This window comes from Pseudomonas rustica (assembly GCF_049959085.1).
Classification (GTDB): Bacteria; Pseudomonadota; Gammaproteobacteria; order Pseudomonadales; family Pseudomonadaceae; genus Aquipseudomonas; species Aquipseudomonas rustica.
The window spans coordinates 4604878-4619170 of the sequence record NZ_CP188200.1 but is presented as its reverse complement, the minus strand read 5'-3'; the positions used below and the strand labels follow the sequence as shown (position 1 = coordinate 4619170).

The window sequence follows — 14293 nt, the reverse complement described above, 5'->3', positions numbered from 1 at the left end:
TTATCGGATGAGCCCCGGATCATGAGTTCTGCCTTGCACGAGCAGCCGTACCTCGAAAGCTGGCGATGGATGAGTCGCCAGATCCGTTGCGCGATGGATCCTGACGAACCGCGCCTGATCGAACATTACCTGGCCGAAGGCCGGTACCTGTCTTGTTGCACCGCGACCTCACCCTGGACGGTCGCCGAAACCTCCTTCCGTTTGCTGCTCGACACCGCCACCGACATCGCGTTGCCCTGGCACTGGCGCAGCCTCTGTCTCGATCAAGCCTGGCGCCCATTGCGTGAAATGGAGCGCCTGTCCCTGTGCAAATGCCGGCTCAAACGCTGGCAGCGCTACACCTGGCAGCTCGCCACTTGCGAGTTGCTTCCCTCGATTCCTCTCATTGAATTAGTCCAAGGATTTACCGATGACCAAGACACGTATTGAGCGCGACAGCATGGGCGAACTGCAGGTGCCGGTGGACGCTCTCTACGGCGCGCAGACCCAGCGCGCAGTGGATAACTTCCCGATCAGCGGCAAACCGATGCCGACGCAATTCATCCGCGCACTGATCCTCGCCAAAGCCGCCGCCGCCCGCGCCAACGTTGAGCTTAATCAGATCAGCGCCGCACAGGGCAAAGCCATCAGCGACGCCGCGCAAGGCCTGCTCGAAGGCGATTTCATGCAGCATTTTCCGGTGGATATTTTCCAGACCGGTTCCGGCACCAGCTCCAACATGAACGCCAATGAAGTGATTGCCACCCTGGCCAGTCGCCTGCTCGGCGAGCCGGTCAACGCCAACGATCACGTCAACTGCGGCCAGAGCAGCAACGACATCATTCCGACCACCATCCACGTCAGTGCCGCTCTGGCCCTGCACGAACAATTGCTGCCGGCGCTGCTGCACTTGGTGCAAGTGATCGAGCACAAGGCCGGGCAAGTGCATCACCACGTTAAAACCGGTCGCACGCATTTGATGGACGCTATGCCGGTGCGCATGAGTCAGGTGCTCAACGGCTGGGCGCAGCAGCTCAAGGCCAACATCGCTCATCTGCAGGATTTGTTGCCGAGCCTGCAATCCCTCGCGCAGGGCGGCACAGCGGTCGGCACCGGGATCAACGCACATCCTGAGTTCGCCGCGCGTTTCAGCCGTCAGTTGAGCCAATTGACCAACGTGCAATTCACACCGGGCAAAGACTTGTTCGCGCTGATCGGTTCGCAAGACACCGCCGTCGCCGTCTCCGGCCAACTCAAAGCCATCGCCGTCACTTTGATGAAAGTCGCCAATGACCTGCGCTGGATGAACTCCGGCCCGCTCGCCGGCCTCGGTGAAATCGAACTGGAAGCTCTGCAACCGGGCTCGTCGATCATGCCGGGCAAGGTCAATCCGGTGATTCCGGAAGCCACCGCCATGGTCGCCGCGCAGGTGATCGGCAACGATTCGGTGATCACCATCGCCGGCCAGTCGGGCAACTTCGAATTGAACGTGATGCTGCCGATCATCGCGCAGAACCTGTTGAGCAGCATCGAATTGCTGGCCAATTCCAGCCGCCTGCTCGGCGACAAAGCCATCGCCAGCTTCAAGGTCAACGAATCGCGCTTGAAAGAAGCGTTGTCGCGCAACCCGATTCTGGTCACTGCACTCAACCCGATCATCGGTTACCAGAAAGCCGCCGAAATCGCCAAGCAGGCTTACAAAGAAGGCCGTCCGGTGATCGACGTCGCCCTGGAACATACCGATCTGTCACGCAGCCAACTGGAAGAGTTACTCAATCCCGAGAAGCTCACCGCCGGCGGCGTGTAAACCCCGCAACCGCTTTGGAGGCTCACCATGGAGCACTGGAAACGCACGATCGAACGGGCCAATCGCTGCTTCATGTTGGGCGAGCTGATCGACGCCCGTGAGGCTTACCTGCAAGCCCTGGCCCTGGCGCAAGTGTTGTTCGAACGCTGGGCGGACGCCGACGAAGCGGTGGCGGCCTGCGTCATCTCCCACCACAACCTCGCGGATTTGCACCTGCGTCTGAATCAGCCGGAGGAGAGCGCCGAATACCTCTGCGCCATCCATCAACGGCTGTTGCAAACCATGCAGGACGAACGCCAGCGCCTGGCATTGCGTGAAGCGGCGTTGCGCCAGAGCAGCAAAACCTATGTCGAGCTGCTGAATTTCATCAGCGAACACGGCGAATACCCGCGCACTCAACGCCTGCTGCACCCGGATACCGGCAATGCGCGCCGCGCGCCTGCCCCACATCACCATGGAGTCCATTGAAATGGCTTTTACCTTGCCCGCTTTGCCTTACGCCTACGATGCCTTGGAACCGCATATCGATGCGCAGACCATGGAGATTCACTACACCAAACATCACCAGACCTACATCAACAACCTCAACGCGGCGGTAGAAGGCACTGAATACGCCGAGTGGCCGGTGGAAAAACTGGTCGCCAGCGTTAAGGATCTGCCGGAAAAACTTCGCGCGGCGGTGATCAATCAGGGCGGCGGTCACGCCAACCACTCGCTGTTCTGGGAGGTGATGGTGCCAAGCGGTGGCGGCAAACCGGATGGCGCGCTGGCCAAAGCCATCGATGAGCAACTGGGCGGCCTCGACAGCTTCAAGGAAGCCTTCACTAAAGCCGCACTGACCCGTTTCGGCAGCGGCTGGGCCTGGCTCAGCGTGACCCCGGAGAAAAAACTGATCGTGGAAAGCAGCGGCAACCAGGACAGCCCGTTGATGAACGGCAACACGCCGATTCTCGGTCTCGACGTCTGGGAGCACGCCTACTACCTGCGCTACCAGAACCGTCGCCCGGAATACATCAATGCGTTCTACAACGTGATCAATTGGCCGGAAGTTGCTGCGCGCTATCAGGCCGCACTGGTTTAAGTCATCTATAAAAACAATCCAAGGCTGACTATGGGCACTGAAACACTGGCGATCGGAAGTGGGCGTATGTTTCGTTACGCAGTGGGATCGCTATTGCTGTTGGCGGGCATGACCTTGCTGGTTGCCCACGGACTGGCATGGCTGAATCTGGAACCGAGGCTATTACGGGCGTTGCAGGGTGGTGCGATCTGCGCGCTCGGCACGGCGCTTGGTGCGGTGCCGGTGCTGGTGATTCGGCGCATGCCGCAGGCACTCAGCGATACGTTGCTGGGGTTTGGTGCCGGGGTGATGCTGGCGGCGACGGCGTTTTCGCTGATCGTGCCGGGCATCGCCGCTGCTGAGAGTCTTGGCCTGACGCCGTGGGGCGCCAGTGGCCTGATCTGCTTTGGCATCATGCTCGGTGCGTTCGGGTTGTATCTGGTTGATCTCAAAGTCTCGGGCGCGTCCCCGGAAATGCTCGTCGGCACTGTCGATCGCCCAGTGATTCCGCCACGGATCTGGTTGTTCGTGTTCGCCATCATTGCCCATAACATCCCTGAAGGCATGGCCGTCGGTGTGTCTGCCGGTGGCGGCATGCCGGACGCGGACAGCCTGGCCATGGGCATCGCTTTGCAGGATGTGCCGGAAGGTCTGGTGATTGCGTTGGTATTGGCCGGGGCGGGGATGTCGCGGGTCAAAGCGTTTTTGATCGGCGCGGCGTCTGGACTGGTTGAACCGGTGTTTGCGCTGTTGTGCGCGTGGCTGGTCAGTCTTGCGCAGGTGTTGTTGCCGTTAGGGTTGGCGCTGGCTGCGGGGGCGATGCTGCTGGTGGTGACCCACGAAGTGATCCCCGAGTCGCGACGCAATGGTCATGACAAACTGGCCAGTCTTGGCTTGTTGAGCGGGTTTTGTTTGATGATGGTGATGGATACGGCGTTGGGTTGAAGCAGATCAAAAGATCGCAGCCTGCGGCAGCTCCTACAGGGATTATGTGCGCCGCGGGTAACCGTAATTGCCCCTTCCAATGTAGGAGCTGCCGAAGGCTGCGATCTTTTGACTTTGGCGGTCAACCACCTTCATCGAAGTAGTTGTTGATCAGCGCCACCAGCGCATCCAGCGCTTCCTGATCTTTCTCGCCCTCAGTACTCAAATAGATCTTGGTGCCCTTGCCAGCCGCCAGCATCATCATCGCCATGATGCTTTTGCCATCAACCGTGGTCTCCGGCGTGCGGCCCACTCTGATCGTGCAATCCGGATACTGCCCGGCCACGCCAACGAACTTGGCCGATGCGCGGGCATGCAGGCCCAGTTTGTTGATGATTTCGATTTCCAGAGCAGGCATCGCGGTGTGAATCCTTTAAGTGAGGTCGCGGTGGCGAACCTGGACGTTCTTCAGGGTTTTCTGCAGGGCTTGACCCAGACGTTCGGTCAGGTAGACGGAGCGGTGATGCCCGCCGGTGCAGCCAATGGCAATGGTGACGTAGGCGCGGTTGCTCGCTGCGAAACGCGGCAGCCATTTGTGCAGGTAGGTGAAGATGTCCTGAAACATTTCTTCGACGTCAGGTTGTGCCGCCAGATATTCGGCCACCGGCGCATCGAGCCCTGATTGCGCACGCAGTTCCGGCTTCCAGTACGGGTTGGGCAGGCAGCGCACATCAAAAACCAGATCGGCATCCACCGGCATACCGCGCTTGAAGCCGAATGACTCAACCAGATACGCCGTACCCGGCTCCGGCTGATTCAGCAGGCGCAGCTTGATGGTGTCGCGCAACTGGTACAGGTTCAGATTGGTGGTGTTGATCTTCAGATCAGCCAGGTCGGCGATCGGGCCGAGCAGGGCGGTTTCATCCTGAATCGCCTCGGCCAGCGAGCGGTTGGCATTGCTCAGAGGGTGGCGGCGGCGGGTTTCGGAAAAACGCTTGAGCAGGGTTTCTTCGTCAGCATCCAGATACAGAACATCGCACTGGATGTGCTTGGCGCGGGCATCTTCGAGCAGTTCCGGAAAACGCGTCAGATGGCTCGGCAAGTTGCGCGCATCGATCGACACGGCGACCAGCGGTTGCGCCAGTTCGGTGTGAATCAGCGCGCGTTCGGCCAGTTCCGGCAGTAAACCCGCCGGCAGGTTGTCGATGCAGTAATAACCGTTGTCCTCAAGGACATCCAGTGCGGTGCTTTTACCCGAGCCGGAACGGCCACTGACGATGATCAAACGCATGATTACTGCCCGTTTTGCTCGTCCAGTACGACCTGGTACAAGGCTTCGTTGCTCGGAGCGCTGCGCAACTTATCGCGCACATCCTTGCGATCCAGCATGCTGGCGATCTGGCGCAGCAATTCCAGGTGCGCATCGGTGGCGGCTTCCGGCACCAGCAGTACAAACAGCAGGTCAACCGGCGCGCCGTCGATAGCGTCGAAATCGATAGGGGCTTGAAGGTGCATCAACGCGCTGATTGGCGTTACACAACCTTTCAGGCGGCAATGGGGAATGGCGATGCCGTTGCCAAAACCGGTCGAACCGAGTTTTTCACGGGCAATCAGAGCCTCGAAGACATCTTGCATCTCCAGATCCGGCACTTCGCGGGCGATCAGGTTGGCAATTTGTTCGAGGGCTTTCTTTTTACTGCCGCCCGGCACGTTCACGAGGGAACGGCCGGGGGTCAGGATACTTTCAAGTCGGATCATGGAATGGGGGGTTATCGACCGGTTGCGCCCTGGAGGAGGCTCTGGGTCTTTTCCTTATGCTTTTTGAGTTGGCGATCCAGCTTGTCGGTCAGTGAGTCGATCGCAGCATACATATCAGTATCTTCTGCGTTGGCGACCACTTCGCTGCCGGGAATATGCAAGGTGGCTTCGATTTTCTGCTTCAGCTTTTCGACACACATCGTGACTTGCACGTTGGTGATCTTGTCGAAATGTCGCTCCAGTCGTTGGAGTTTTTCCTCGATGTAGGAACGCAGAGGTTGGGTCACTTCCAGTTGGTGTCCACTGATGTTGACTTGCATACAGCTTCTCCTTCGTTGCCAGTGCATAAAGCGGCAGGCCGGATAGCCTGCCACTGGAACGCTGTAACGTGGCTTACATCAACCGCTTGCGTTCGCTCGAAGGCGCGATCCCGAGGGATTCGCGGTACTTGGCGACGGTGCGGCGAGCCACCTGAATGCCTTGTGCCTCCAGTAAACCAGCGATCTTGCTGTCACTCAACGGCTTTTTCTGATTTTCCGCGGCAACCAGTTTTTTGATGATCGCTCGGATCGCCGTGGACGAGCATTCACCGCCTTCAGAGGTGCTGACGTGGCTGGAGAAAAAGTATTTCAGTTCATAAATACCGCGCGGGGTATGCATGAATTTCTGCGTGGTCACTCGGGAAATCGTTGATTCGTGCATGCCCACCGCTTCGGCGATGTCGTGCAGCACCAACGGCTTCATGGCTTCGTCGCCGTACTCCAGAAAACCGCGCTGATGCTCGACGATCTGGGTGGCAACTTTCATCAGGGTTTCGTTGCGGCTCTGCAGGCTCTTGATGAACCAGCGGGCTTCCTGCAACTGATTGCGCATGAAAGTGTTGTCGGCGCTGGTGTCGGCGCGACGCACAAAGCCGGCGTACTGCGCGTTGACGCGCAGGCGTGGCATCGATTCCTGATTCAGCTCGACCAGCCAGCGCTCGTTGTCCTTGCGCACGATGACGTCAGGGACGACATATTCGGCTTCGGTCGATTCGATCTGCGAGCCCGGACGCGGATTGAGGCTTTGTACCAGTTCGATGACCTGGCGCAGCTCGTCTTCCTTGAGCTTCATACGGCGCATCAACTGGCTGTAATCACGGCTGCCGAGCAAATCGATGTAATCGCTGACCAGACGTTTGGCTTCCGCCAGCCAAGGCGTCTTGGCCGACAGCTGACGCAATTGCAGCAGCAGGCATTCGCTGAGGTTGCGCGCGCCGATACCGGCCGGTTCAAATTGCTGGATGCGGTGCAGGACGGCTTCGATCTCGTCCAGTTCGATGTCCAGTTCCGGATCGAACGCCTCGAGAATTTCTTCGAGGGTTTCGTCCAGGTAGCCCTGATTGTTGATGCAATCGATCAGGGTCACGGCGATCAGGCGATCGGTGTCGGACATCGGTGCGAGGTTGAGTTGCCACAGCAAGTGGCTTTGCAGGCTTTCGCCGGCGGAGGTGCGGGTGGTGAAATCCCACTCGTCATCATCGCTGCTGGGCAGGCTGCTGGCGCTGGTCTGGTAAACGTCTTCCCAGGCAGTGTCGACCGGAAGCTCGTTGGGGATGCGTTCGTTCCATTCGCCGTCTTCGAGGTTATCGACGGTCGGTGCGGCTTCCTGATAGGAAGGTTCCTGGATCTCGGTGGGCTTCTGTTCGGCGTTGTCGGCCATGGGATCCGAGTTGTCGAAGTCGTCGCCTTCTTCCTGGCGTTCGAGCATCGGATTGGATTCCAGAGCCTCCTGGATTTCCTGTTGCAGATCCAGGGTCGACAATTGGAGCAGGCGGATGGCCTGTTGCAGCTGCGGTGTCATCGTCAGCTGCTGGCCCATTCTCAAGACTAGCGATGGTTTCATGGCAGGGGCTTAACACCTTATTCGCCGGCGCTATGCGCCATCCACTACAGGGCGCCGAAGCGCCAAACTTAAGCAAATTATATGCCTGAAACTGAAGTGTTTGCCTAGAGCGCTGTAACAATTAAGCGTATTAAATCCTGCTTGAATCGATACAGCACTCCGGCTGCGCACCGGGCACTGTGACGCTTACAGGCGGAACTCGTGACCCAGATACACTTCCTTGACCAGTTCGTTGGCCAGGATGGTTTCGGCGTCACCTTCGGCGATCAGTTGACCGTCGTTGACGATGTAAGCGGTTTCGCAGATATCCAGCGTCTCGCGGACGTTGTGGTCGGTGATCAGAACACCGATGCCCTTGGCCTTGAGGTGGTGGATGATCTGCTTGATGTCGCCGACCGAGATCGGGTCGACACCGGCGAACGGTTCGTCGAGCAGGATGAATTTTGGTGCGGTGGCCAGCGCGCGAGCGATTTCCACCCGGCGGCGTTCACCACCGGACAGGCTCATGCCGAGGTTGTCGCGGATGTGCGTGATGTGGAATTCCTGCAACAGGCTTTCCAGCTCTTTGCGGCGGCCGGCCTTGTCGAGTTCCTGACGGGTCTCGAGGATGGCCATGATGTTGTCGGCCACCGACAGTTTGCGGAAGATCGACGCTTCTTGCGGCAGATAGCCGATACCGGCCTTGGCACGACCGTGCATTGGCTGGTGGCTGACGTCCAGATCGTCGATCAGCACGCGGCCCTGATCGGCCTGTACCAAACCTACGATCATGTAGAAGCAGGTGGTTTTACCGGCACCGTTCGGGCCGAGCAAACCAACAATCTGGCCGCTGTCGATCGACAGGCTGACGTCACGCACGACCTGGCGGCTTTTATAGGCCTTGGCCAGGTGCTGAGCTTTCAGAGTTGCCATTACTGGGTCTTCTCGTCGGTTTTCTTCTTCGGCTGGATCACCATGTCGATACGCGGACGCGATTCGGTGACTTTGCTGCCGGTAGCGCGACCGGCGCTGGCCAGTTTCTTCACGGTGTCATAGACGATTTTCTCGCCCTGAGTCGTGTTGTTGTCCTTGTCGACGACCTTGGCCTTGTCGATCAGCACGACGCGGTTTTGCGCGGCGTGGTACTGAATCGTTACGCCCCAGCCCTGTACAGGCTTGGCGTCACCCTGGGTTTGCAATTGCTCGAAGTAGGCAAGGTTACCCACCGACGTCACTACGTCGATATCGCCAGCCGGCGTTCGGGTGATAGTCACCGTATTGCCTTTAACGATCATCGAACCCTGGGTGATGATCACATCACCTTTATAAGTGGCGATGCCGTTCTTGTCGTCCAGTTGGGCGTCGTCGGCCTGAATACGGATAGGTTGCTGCTGATCGTTCGGCAGAGCCCAGGCGCTCACGCTTCCCAGTGCTGCGCCCAGACTGAGCAAAATAGGGAGGGTTTTAACGAGCCTCATACTGTCCTCTTACGTTCGATAGCAGGTGTATCCTGCTTTCCTTCAGGTACGCTTTCATGCCAACGCCGGTTGATACACCGCCAGCGCCGTCGATTCTAACGGGTTGCTCGGTCTGCGCATATTGCTCCTGCGGGAACACGGTCATGCGCGTGGAAGTGACCAGCAGGTCGCGGTTTTGTTCGTCGGTGCGTTTGATGCGCACCGAATCAATCAGTTCTACCTGTGTGCCGGCCGCATTCACTTCGCCGTGCTCACTGGTCACGTGCCACGGAAACTCGGTTCCGCGATACATGTTCAGGTCGGGTTTGGTGACCAGAGTAATGTCCGTTGCCTTGACGTGCTCGGCTATCTCCGACGTCATTTCATACTGCACACCGCCGTCCGGCAAATATTGCAGGGTATGCGTTTTGGTCGCGTACCAGTCGATCGGGTTGTCGACGGTGGTAACCGGCGGATTGTCGAGGAAACGTTCCGGGCTGATGTTCCAGTAGCCGACCGCAGCAAACAGCACAGCGATGCAGCCAAACAGCAGGAAGTTACGAAATTTTTTGCTGAACATGGTTTGGCTCACAGGTACGCGGCGTTGGCCGCATCGAGGCGGCCCTGGGCGCGCAGGATCAATTCGCAGAATTCGCGGGCAGCGCCTTCGCCGCCTCGGGCCCGGGTCACGCCATGGGCGTGTTCGCGGACGAAATCAGCAGCGTTGGCAACCGCCATGCCCAGGCCTACGCGGCGGATCACCGGCAGGTCAGGAAGGTCGTCACCGAGGTAGGCGACCTGTTCATAGCTTAGGCCCAGTTGTTCAAGTAGACCGTCGAGAACGACCAATTTGTCTTCACGCCCCTGAAAAAGGTGCGGGATGCCCAGATTTTTCGCCCGACGTTCAACCACTGGTGTCTTTCGACCGCTGATGATGGCGGTTTGCACGCCAGCGTTCATCAACATTTTGATGCCCTGACCGTCGAGGGTGTTAAACGTCTTGAATTCGCTGCCGTCTTCAAGGAAGTACAGGCGCCCGTCAGTGAGGACGCCATCGACGTCGAACACCGCCAGTTTGATCGCTTTGCCGCGTTGCAGCAGATCGTTGCTCATTACATGACTCCTGCGCGCAGCAGATCGGAGAGGTTGAAGGCGCCAATCGGGCGATCATCCTCATCGACGACTACCAGTGCGTTGATTCGGTGGTCTTCCATGATTTTCAGCGCTTCGGCGGCGAGCATGTCGGGCCGGGCGGTTTTGCCGTGAGCGGTCATCACCTGGTCGATGGTCGCGCTGCGGATATCGATGCTGCGATCCAGCGTGCGGCGCAAATCACCGTCGGTGAAGATCCCGGCGAGTTTACCGTCGGCTTCAACAATGGCGGTCATGCCCAGACCCTTGCGGGTCATTTCCATCAAGGCATCTTTGAGCAGGGTGCCGCGTTGTACTTGCGGCAGCTCCTGACCAGCGTGCATGACGTTTTCGACTTTCAGCAGCAGACGACGGCCCAATGCGCCACCGGGATGGGAAAACGCGAAATCTTCAGCGGTAAAACCGCGAGCTTCGAGCAGCGCCACCGCCAGGGCATCGCCCATGACCAGTGCAGCCGTCGTCGACGAGGTCGGTGCCAGGTTGAGCGGGCAGGCTTCGTGCTCGACGTGAACGTTGAGATTGACCTCGGCAGCCTTGGCCAGCGGCGATTGTGGGTTGCCGGTTACGCTGATCAACTGGATGCCCAGGCGTTTGATCAACGGCAGCAGGGTGACGATTTCGTTGGTCGAGCCGGAGTTCGACAGGGCCAGAATCACGTCATCACGAGTGATCATGCCCATGTCGCCGTGGCTGGCTTCGGCCGGGTGCACGAAGAATGCAGGGGTGCCGGTGCTGGCCAGGGTGGCGGCAATCTTGTTGCCGATGTGCCCGGATTTGCCCATGCCGACCACGACTACACGGCCCTTACTGGCCAGAATCATCTCGCAAGCGCGTACGAAATCGGCGTCGATATGGGGCAGCAAGCCTTGAACGGCTTCCACTTCGAGGCGGATGGTGCGTTGTGCCGATTGAATCAGGTCGCTGGTTTGGCTCATGTCAGAAATCGTATAGCCCGATGAAAAGGCGGCGATTATAGCGGTTATGTGGCAAAGCCTCACGCAAGTTCGTCGTGCTTTGTCATTCGCCGTAACTAAAAGCCCGAAAAAGCGTCTGTAACCCTGTCATATCGTTGAACACGGCCCGGCACAAGCCTTGGGCGCGCGCCCTTTGCAGTGATATAGTTCGCCGCCAGTTCGGCCTGCCCGGGATGTATGTGCTTTTCCAGGAAAGCCTGGCGTCCGAGTGAGAGGCTGCATCGCAAGGAGTTTAGATGAGTGCCGATAACGCCTACGCGGTCGAGCTGAAGGGAGTCTCCTTCAAGCGCGGTGCGCGCAGCATTTTCAATAACGTCGATATCCGTATCCCGCGCGGCAAGGTCACCGGCATCATGGGGCCTTCCGGGTGTGGCAAGACCACGCTGCTGCGGTTGATGGGCGCACAATTGCGTCCAACCAGCGGTGAGGTCTGGGTCAACGGTCAGAACCTGCCGAAGCTTTCGCGCAGCGATCTGTTCGACGCGCGCAAGCACATGGGTGTGCTGTTTCAGAGCGGCGCCCTGTTCACCGATCTCGATGTTTTCGAGAACGTCGCTTTCCCCCTGCGCGTTCATACCGAGTTGCCGGAAGAAATGATCCGCGACATCGTCCTGCTCAAATTGCAGGCCGTGGGTTTGCGCGGCGCCATCGAGTTGATGCCCGATGAGCTGTCCGGTGGCATGAAGCGTCGTGTTGCATTGGCCCGCGCCATTGCCCTCGACCCACAGATTCTTATGTATGACGAACCGTTCGTCGGTCAGGATCCAATCGCCATGGGCGTGTTGGTGCGCCTGATCCGTCTGCTCAACGATGCGCTGGGGATCACCAGTATCGTGGTTTCCCACGATCTGGCCGAGACCGCGAGCATCGCCGACTACATTTATGTCGTCGGTGATGGTCAGGTGTTGGGGCAGGGCACGCCGGACGAGTTGATGAACTCGGACGAGCCGCGTATCCGTCAATTCATGACCGGCAACCCGGATGGCCCGGTGGCGTACCACTTTCCAGCGACGGATTACCGCGCAGATCTTCTGGGGAAGCGTTGATGCGCAGACTTTCATTAATAGAACGCGTACGCCGTTTCGGCGCAGCTGCGATCGACGCCATCGCGGTGTTCGGTCGGGCAACGTTGTTCCTGTTTCATGCCTTGCTGGGGCGTGGCGGTATCAGCGGTGGCTTCGGGCTGCTGGTCAAACAGCTGCATTCAGTCGGCGTGATGTCGCTGGTGATCATTGTTGTTTCCGGGATTTTCATCGGCATGGTGCTGGCGCTGCAGGGCTTCAGCATTCTGTCGAGCTACGGTTCGGAGCAGGCGGTCGGGCAGATGGTTGCGCTGACGTTGCTGCGTGAACTCGGCCCGGTCGTCACTGCTCTACTGTTCGCCGGGCGTGCCGGTTCTGCGCTGACTGCAGAAATCGGCAACATGAAATCCACCGAGCAGCTGTCCAGCCTGGAAATGATCGGCGTCGACCCGCTCAAGTACATCATTGCCCCGCGCCTGTGGGCCGGTTTCATTTCCATGCCGGTGCTGGCGATGATTTTCAGCGTGGTGGGTATCTGGGGCGGTTCGTGGGTGGCTGTCGACTGGTTGGGCGTGTATGAAGGTTCCTACTGGGCGAACATGCAAAACAGCGTCAACTTCACCAGCGATGTGCTCAATGGCGTCATCAAGAGTGTAGTTTTTGCCTTTGTCGTCACCTGGATCGCCGTATTCCAAGGCTATGACTGCGAGCCCACTTCCGAGGGGATCAGTCGTGCCACCACCAAGACCGTGGTATTTGCCTCGCTGGCAGTGCTCGGCCTGGACTTTATTCTGACCGCTTTGATGTTTGGAGATTTCTGATGCAAAACCGCACCCTGGAAATCGGTGTCGGCCTGTTCCTGCTGGCAGGGATCCTGGCTTTGCTGCTGCTTGCACTGCGCGTCAGTGGTCTGTCTCCGACATCGACCACCGACACGTATAAACTTTATGCCTACTTTGACAATATCGCCGGTTTGACGGTCAGAGCCAAAGTGACCATGGCCGGTGTAACCATCGGCAAGGTCACGGCGATCGATCTGGATCGCGACAGCTTCACCGGTCGGGTGACCCTGCAAGTGGATAAAAAGGTCGACAACCTGCCGACTGACTCCACAGCGTCTATCCTGACCGCGGGTCTGCTGGGCGAGAAGTACATCGGTATCAGCGTCGGTGGCGAAGACAAGCCGCTGACAGATGGTGGAACCATCCACGACACGCAGTCGTCTCTGGTACTGGAAGACCTGATCGGTAAATTCCTGCTCAATACCGTTAGCAAAGATGCCAAATGAGGAGCTTTGAATGATCTCTATCTTGCGACGCAGTCTGTTGGTATTACTCGCGGCCCTGCCGTTGATGGGTAATGCCGTTGCTGCTGCGACTTCGGCACATGATCTGGTTCAGGACACAACCACCCGGTTGCTGGCCGACCTGGCTGCCAACAAAGAAAAGTACAAGCAGGATCCGAGCGATTTCTACACCGCGCTCAACACCATCGTCGGGCCGGTAGTGGACGCCGAGGGCATCTCCAAAAGCATCATGACGGTCAAGTATTCGCGCAAGGCCACCCCTGCGCAGATGAAGACCTTCGAAGAAAACTTCAAGAAAGGTCTGTTCCAGTTCTACGGCAACGCCTTGCTCGAATACAACAACCAGGGCATTACCGTCGATCCTGCCAAGGATGAGTCGGGCGATCGCACCAGTGTTGGCATGGTTGTAAAAGGCAGCAGCGGCGCGATCTATCCAGTGCAGTACACATTGGAGAAGATCAACGGCGAGTGGAAACTGCGCAACGTGATCATCAACGGCATCAACATTGGCAAACTGTTCCGTGACCAGTTCGCTGACGCGATGCAGCGCAATGGCAACGACCTCGACAAGACCATCAACGGTTGGGCGGGTGAAGTGGCCAAGGCCAAGGAATCCACCGAAAAGAACCCAGCGCAATGAATGAGGCAGCAGTTCGTATGAGTGATGTCGACGAGCTATTGCTCAGCGGAGTGCTGGATTACCGCACCGGCCCTGACTTGCGAAAGGAAGGGCAGGCGTTGATCAAGTCCAGCAAGGCGTCATCGCTGGTCATCGATTGTTCGGCAGTGAAGAAGTCCAGCAGCGTCGGCCTGTCGTTGCTGCTGTGCTTCATGCGCGATGCGCAAGCGGCCGGCAAGGCTGTGAGCATCCGCGCAATGCCCGAAGACATGCGCGAAATCGCTCAGGTCAGCGAACTGACCGAGCTGTTGGCGCATCCCTGAACCCGCATCATTAAAGAAGCCCCCCGTCAGAGTCCTGCCATGCGGGGTT

Annotated in this window: 20 protein-coding genes; 10 read left to right on the top strand and 10 right to left on the bottom strand. The window is 58.4% G+C overall.

What is annotated here, in order from left to right:
- Positions 1 to 21: 21 nt before the first annotated feature.
- From ACP3TY_RS21160 to ACP3TY_RS21140, 5 genes are read left to right on the top strand one after another with little or no spacing between them, the layout of a single operon-like run.
- Positions 22 to 429, top strand: coding sequence for a FagA protein (locus tag ACP3TY_RS21160; protein ID WP_212544072.1), 408 nt, complete (start codon positions 22 to 24; stop codon positions 427 to 429).
- On the top strand, positions 410 to 1786 hold the full coding sequence (locus ACP3TY_RS21155) for a class II fumarate hydratase (protein ID WP_426618412.1): 1377 nt from the start codon (positions 410 to 412) through the stop codon (positions 1784 to 1786). Before ACP3TY_RS21160 ends, ACP3TY_RS21155 begins: the two co-directional genes overlap by 20 nt.
- Before the next feature lie 27 nt (positions 1787 to 1813).
- Positions 1814 to 2254, top strand: coding sequence for a hypothetical protein (locus ACP3TY_RS21150; protein ID WP_016984162.1), 441 nt, complete (start codon positions 1814 to 1816; stop codon positions 2252 to 2254).
- Between the two features lies 1 nt (position 2255).
- Complete coding sequence (locus ACP3TY_RS21145) at positions 2256 to 2867, top strand: superoxide dismutase (protein ID WP_053117092.1); 612 nt, start codon at positions 2256 to 2258, stop codon at positions 2865 to 2867.
- Positions 2868 to 2897: 30 nt separating this feature from the next.
- A complete protein-coding gene (locus tag ACP3TY_RS21140) occupies positions 2898 to 3791 on the top strand; it encodes a ZIP family metal transporter (protein WP_053117093.1) in 894 nt (297 codons plus the stop codon).
- Positions 3792 to 3912: 121 nt separating this feature from the next.
- Here the strand turns inward: ACP3TY_RS21140 and ACP3TY_RS21135 are convergent, their stop codons facing one another.
- The 10 genes from ACP3TY_RS21135 to ACP3TY_RS21090 all read right to left on the bottom strand — a co-directional run bounded on the left by ACP3TY_RS21135 (position 3913) and on the right by ACP3TY_RS21090 (position 10935).
- Positions 3913 to 4188: an HPr family phosphocarrier protein gene (locus tag ACP3TY_RS21135; RefSeq protein WP_186624820.1), complete on the bottom strand. Its 276-nt coding sequence runs from the start codon at positions 4186 to 4188 to the stop codon at positions 3913 to 3915.
- 15 nt (positions 4189 to 4203) lie between these two features.
- Positions 4204 to 5061 (bottom strand): RNase adapter RapZ, encoded by an 858-nt coding sequence (gene rapZ / locus ACP3TY_RS21130; protein ID WP_212549716.1) that lies wholly within the window; start codon positions 5059 to 5061, stop codon positions 4204 to 4206.
- A gap of 2 nt (positions 5062 to 5063) precedes the next feature.
- Complete coding sequence (gene ptsN, locus ACP3TY_RS21125; protein ID WP_053117095.1) at positions 5064 to 5528, bottom strand: PTS IIA-like nitrogen regulatory protein PtsN; 465 nt, start codon at positions 5526 to 5528, stop codon at positions 5064 to 5066.
- Between the two features lie 11 nt (positions 5529 to 5539).
- Positions 5540 to 5848 (bottom strand): ribosome hibernation-promoting factor, HPF/YfiA family, encoded by a 309-nt coding sequence (gene hpf, locus ACP3TY_RS21120; protein ID WP_007912419.1) that lies wholly within the window; start codon positions 5846 to 5848, stop codon positions 5540 to 5542.
- Between the two features lie 73 nt (positions 5849 to 5921).
- Entirely contained in the window at positions 5922 to 7412 is a 1491-nt protein-coding gene (locus ACP3TY_RS21115; RefSeq protein WP_053117096.1) for an RNA polymerase factor sigma-54, read from the bottom strand.
- 186 nt (positions 7413 to 7598) lie between these two features.
- Positions 7599 to 8324, bottom strand: a complete 726-nt coding sequence (gene lptB, locus ACP3TY_RS21110) for an LPS export ABC transporter ATP-binding protein (RefSeq protein WP_053117097.1) — start codon at positions 8322 to 8324, stop codon at positions 7599 to 7601.
- A complete protein-coding gene (gene lptA, locus ACP3TY_RS21105; RefSeq protein ID WP_053117099.1) occupies positions 8324 to 8869 on the bottom strand; it encodes a lipopolysaccharide transport periplasmic protein LptA in 546 nt (181 codons plus the stop codon). The genes lptB and lptA overlap by 1 nt, the downstream gene beginning before the upstream one ends.
- Positions 8856 to 9428, bottom strand: a complete 573-nt coding sequence (gene lptC, locus ACP3TY_RS21100) for an LPS export ABC transporter periplasmic protein LptC (RefSeq protein WP_426618411.1) — start codon at positions 9426 to 9428, stop codon at positions 8856 to 8858. The genes lptA and lptC overlap by 14 nt, the downstream gene beginning before the upstream one ends.
- An 8-nt stretch (positions 9429 to 9436) precedes the next feature.
- Entirely contained in the window at positions 9437 to 9961 is a 525-nt protein-coding gene (locus ACP3TY_RS21095) for a KdsC family phosphatase (RefSeq protein ID WP_095119477.1), read from the bottom strand.
- Positions 9961 to 10935 carry a KpsF/GutQ family sugar-phosphate isomerase gene (locus ACP3TY_RS21090; RefSeq protein ID WP_053117105.1) on the bottom strand — a complete coding sequence of 325 codons (975 nt, stop codon included), beginning with the start codon at positions 10933 to 10935 and terminating at the stop codon, positions 9961 to 9963. Before ACP3TY_RS21090 ends, ACP3TY_RS21095 begins: the two co-directional genes overlap by 1 nt.
- Before the next feature lie 275 nt (positions 10936 to 11210).
- Here ACP3TY_RS21090 and ACP3TY_RS21085 point away from each other — a divergent pair, with 275 nt between their 5' ends.
- Genes ACP3TY_RS21085 through ACP3TY_RS21065 form a run of 5 tightly spaced genes read left to right on the top strand, consistent with a single transcriptional unit; the run spans position 11211 to position 14244 of the window.
- On the top strand, positions 11211 to 12020 hold the full coding sequence (locus tag ACP3TY_RS21085) for an ATP-binding cassette domain-containing protein (RefSeq protein WP_159812156.1): 810 nt from the start codon (positions 11211 to 11213) through the stop codon (positions 12018 to 12020).
- A complete protein-coding gene (mlaE, locus tag ACP3TY_RS21080; protein WP_426618410.1) occupies positions 12020 to 12817 on the top strand; it encodes a lipid asymmetry maintenance ABC transporter permease subunit MlaE in 798 nt (265 codons plus the stop codon). The genes ACP3TY_RS21085 and mlaE overlap by 1 nt, the downstream gene beginning before the upstream one ends.
- Positions 12817 to 13284 (top strand): outer membrane lipid asymmetry maintenance protein MlaD, encoded by a 468-nt coding sequence (gene mlaD, locus ACP3TY_RS21075; RefSeq protein WP_053117111.1) that lies wholly within the window; start codon positions 12817 to 12819, stop codon positions 13282 to 13284. Before mlaE ends, mlaD begins: the two co-directional genes overlap by 1 nt.
- A gap of 10 nt (positions 13285 to 13294) precedes the next feature.
- On the top strand, positions 13295 to 13942 hold the full coding sequence (locus tag ACP3TY_RS21070) for an MlaC/ttg2D family ABC transporter substrate-binding protein (protein WP_053117113.1): 648 nt from the start codon (positions 13295 to 13297) through the stop codon (positions 13940 to 13942).
- Positions 13939 to 14244 (top strand): STAS domain-containing protein, encoded by a 306-nt coding sequence (locus ACP3TY_RS21065; RefSeq protein WP_053117115.1) that lies wholly within the window; start codon positions 13939 to 13941, stop codon positions 14242 to 14244. The genes ACP3TY_RS21070 and ACP3TY_RS21065 overlap by 4 nt, the downstream gene beginning before the upstream one ends.
- Positions 14245 to 14293 lie beyond the last annotated feature (49 nt).

What these genes read in the sequence shown, in the direction of transcription:
- ACP3TY_RS21160 (WP_212544072.1), top strand. Translation starts at nt 22, where the DNA reads ATGAGTTCTGCCTTGCACGAGCAGCCGTACCTCGAAAGCTGGCGATGG.
- ACP3TY_RS21155 (WP_426618412.1), top strand. Translation starts at nt 410, where the DNA reads ATGACCAAGACACGTATTGAGCGCGACAGCATGGGCGAACTGCAGGTG.
- ACP3TY_RS21150 (WP_016984162.1), top strand. Translation starts at nt 1,814, where the DNA reads ATGGAGCACTGGAAACGCACGATCGAACGGGCCAATCGCTGCTTCATG.
- ACP3TY_RS21145 (WP_053117092.1), top strand. Translation starts at nt 2,256, where the DNA reads ATGGCTTTTACCTTGCCCGCTTTGCCTTACGCCTACGATGCCTTGGAA.
- ACP3TY_RS21140 (WP_053117093.1), top strand. Translation starts at nt 2,898, where the DNA reads ATGGGCACTGAAACACTGGCGATCGGAAGTGGGCGTATGTTTCGTTAC.
- ACP3TY_RS21135 (WP_186624820.1), bottom strand. Translation starts at nt 4,188, where the DNA reads ATGCCTGCTCTGGAAATCGAAATCATCAACAAACTGGGCCTGCATGCC.
- rapZ (WP_212549716.1), bottom strand. Translation starts at nt 5,061, where the DNA reads ATGCGTTTGATCATCGTCAGTGGCCGTTCCGGCTCGGGTAAAAGCACC.
- ptsN (WP_053117095.1), bottom strand. Translation starts at nt 5,528, where the DNA reads ATGATCCGACTTGAAAGTATCCTGACCCCCGGCCGTTCCCTCGTGAAC.
- hpf (WP_007912419.1), bottom strand. Translation starts at nt 5,848, where the DNA reads ATGCAAGTCAACATCAGTGGACACCAACTGGAAGTGACCCAACCTCTG.
- ACP3TY_RS21115 (WP_053117096.1), bottom strand. Translation starts at nt 7,412, where the DNA reads ATGAAACCATCGCTAGTCTTGAGAATGGGCCAGCAGCTGACGATGACA.
- lptB (WP_053117097.1), bottom strand. Translation starts at nt 8,324, where the DNA reads ATGGCAACTCTGAAAGCTCAGCACCTGGCCAAGGCCTATAAAAGCCGC.
- lptA (WP_053117099.1), bottom strand. Translation starts at nt 8,869, where the DNA reads ATGAGGCTCGTTAAAACCCTCCCTATTTTGCTCAGTCTGGGCGCAGCA.
- lptC (WP_426618411.1), bottom strand. Translation starts at nt 9,428, where the DNA reads ATGTTCAGCAAAAAATTTCGTAACTTCCTGCTGTTTGGCTGCATCGCT.
- ACP3TY_RS21095 (WP_095119477.1), bottom strand. Translation starts at nt 9,961, where the DNA reads ATGAGCAACGATCTGCTGCAACGCGGCAAAGCGATCAAACTGGCGGTG.
- ACP3TY_RS21090 (WP_053117105.1), bottom strand. Translation starts at nt 10,935, where the DNA reads ATGAGCCAAACCAGCGACCTGATTCAATCGGCACAACGCACCATCCGC.
- ACP3TY_RS21085 (WP_159812156.1), top strand. Translation starts at nt 11,211, where the DNA reads ATGAGTGCCGATAACGCCTACGCGGTCGAGCTGAAGGGAGTCTCCTTC.
- mlaE (WP_426618410.1), top strand. Translation starts at nt 12,020, where the DNA reads ATGCGCAGACTTTCATTAATAGAACGCGTACGCCGTTTCGGCGCAGCT.
- mlaD (WP_053117111.1), top strand. Translation starts at nt 12,817, where the DNA reads ATGCAAAACCGCACCCTGGAAATCGGTGTCGGCCTGTTCCTGCTGGCA.
- ACP3TY_RS21070 (WP_053117113.1), top strand. Translation starts at nt 13,295, where the DNA reads ATGATCTCTATCTTGCGACGCAGTCTGTTGGTATTACTCGCGGCCCTG.
- ACP3TY_RS21065 (WP_053117115.1), top strand. Translation starts at nt 13,939, where the DNA reads ATGAATGAGGCAGCAGTTCGTATGAGTGATGTCGACGAGCTATTGCTC.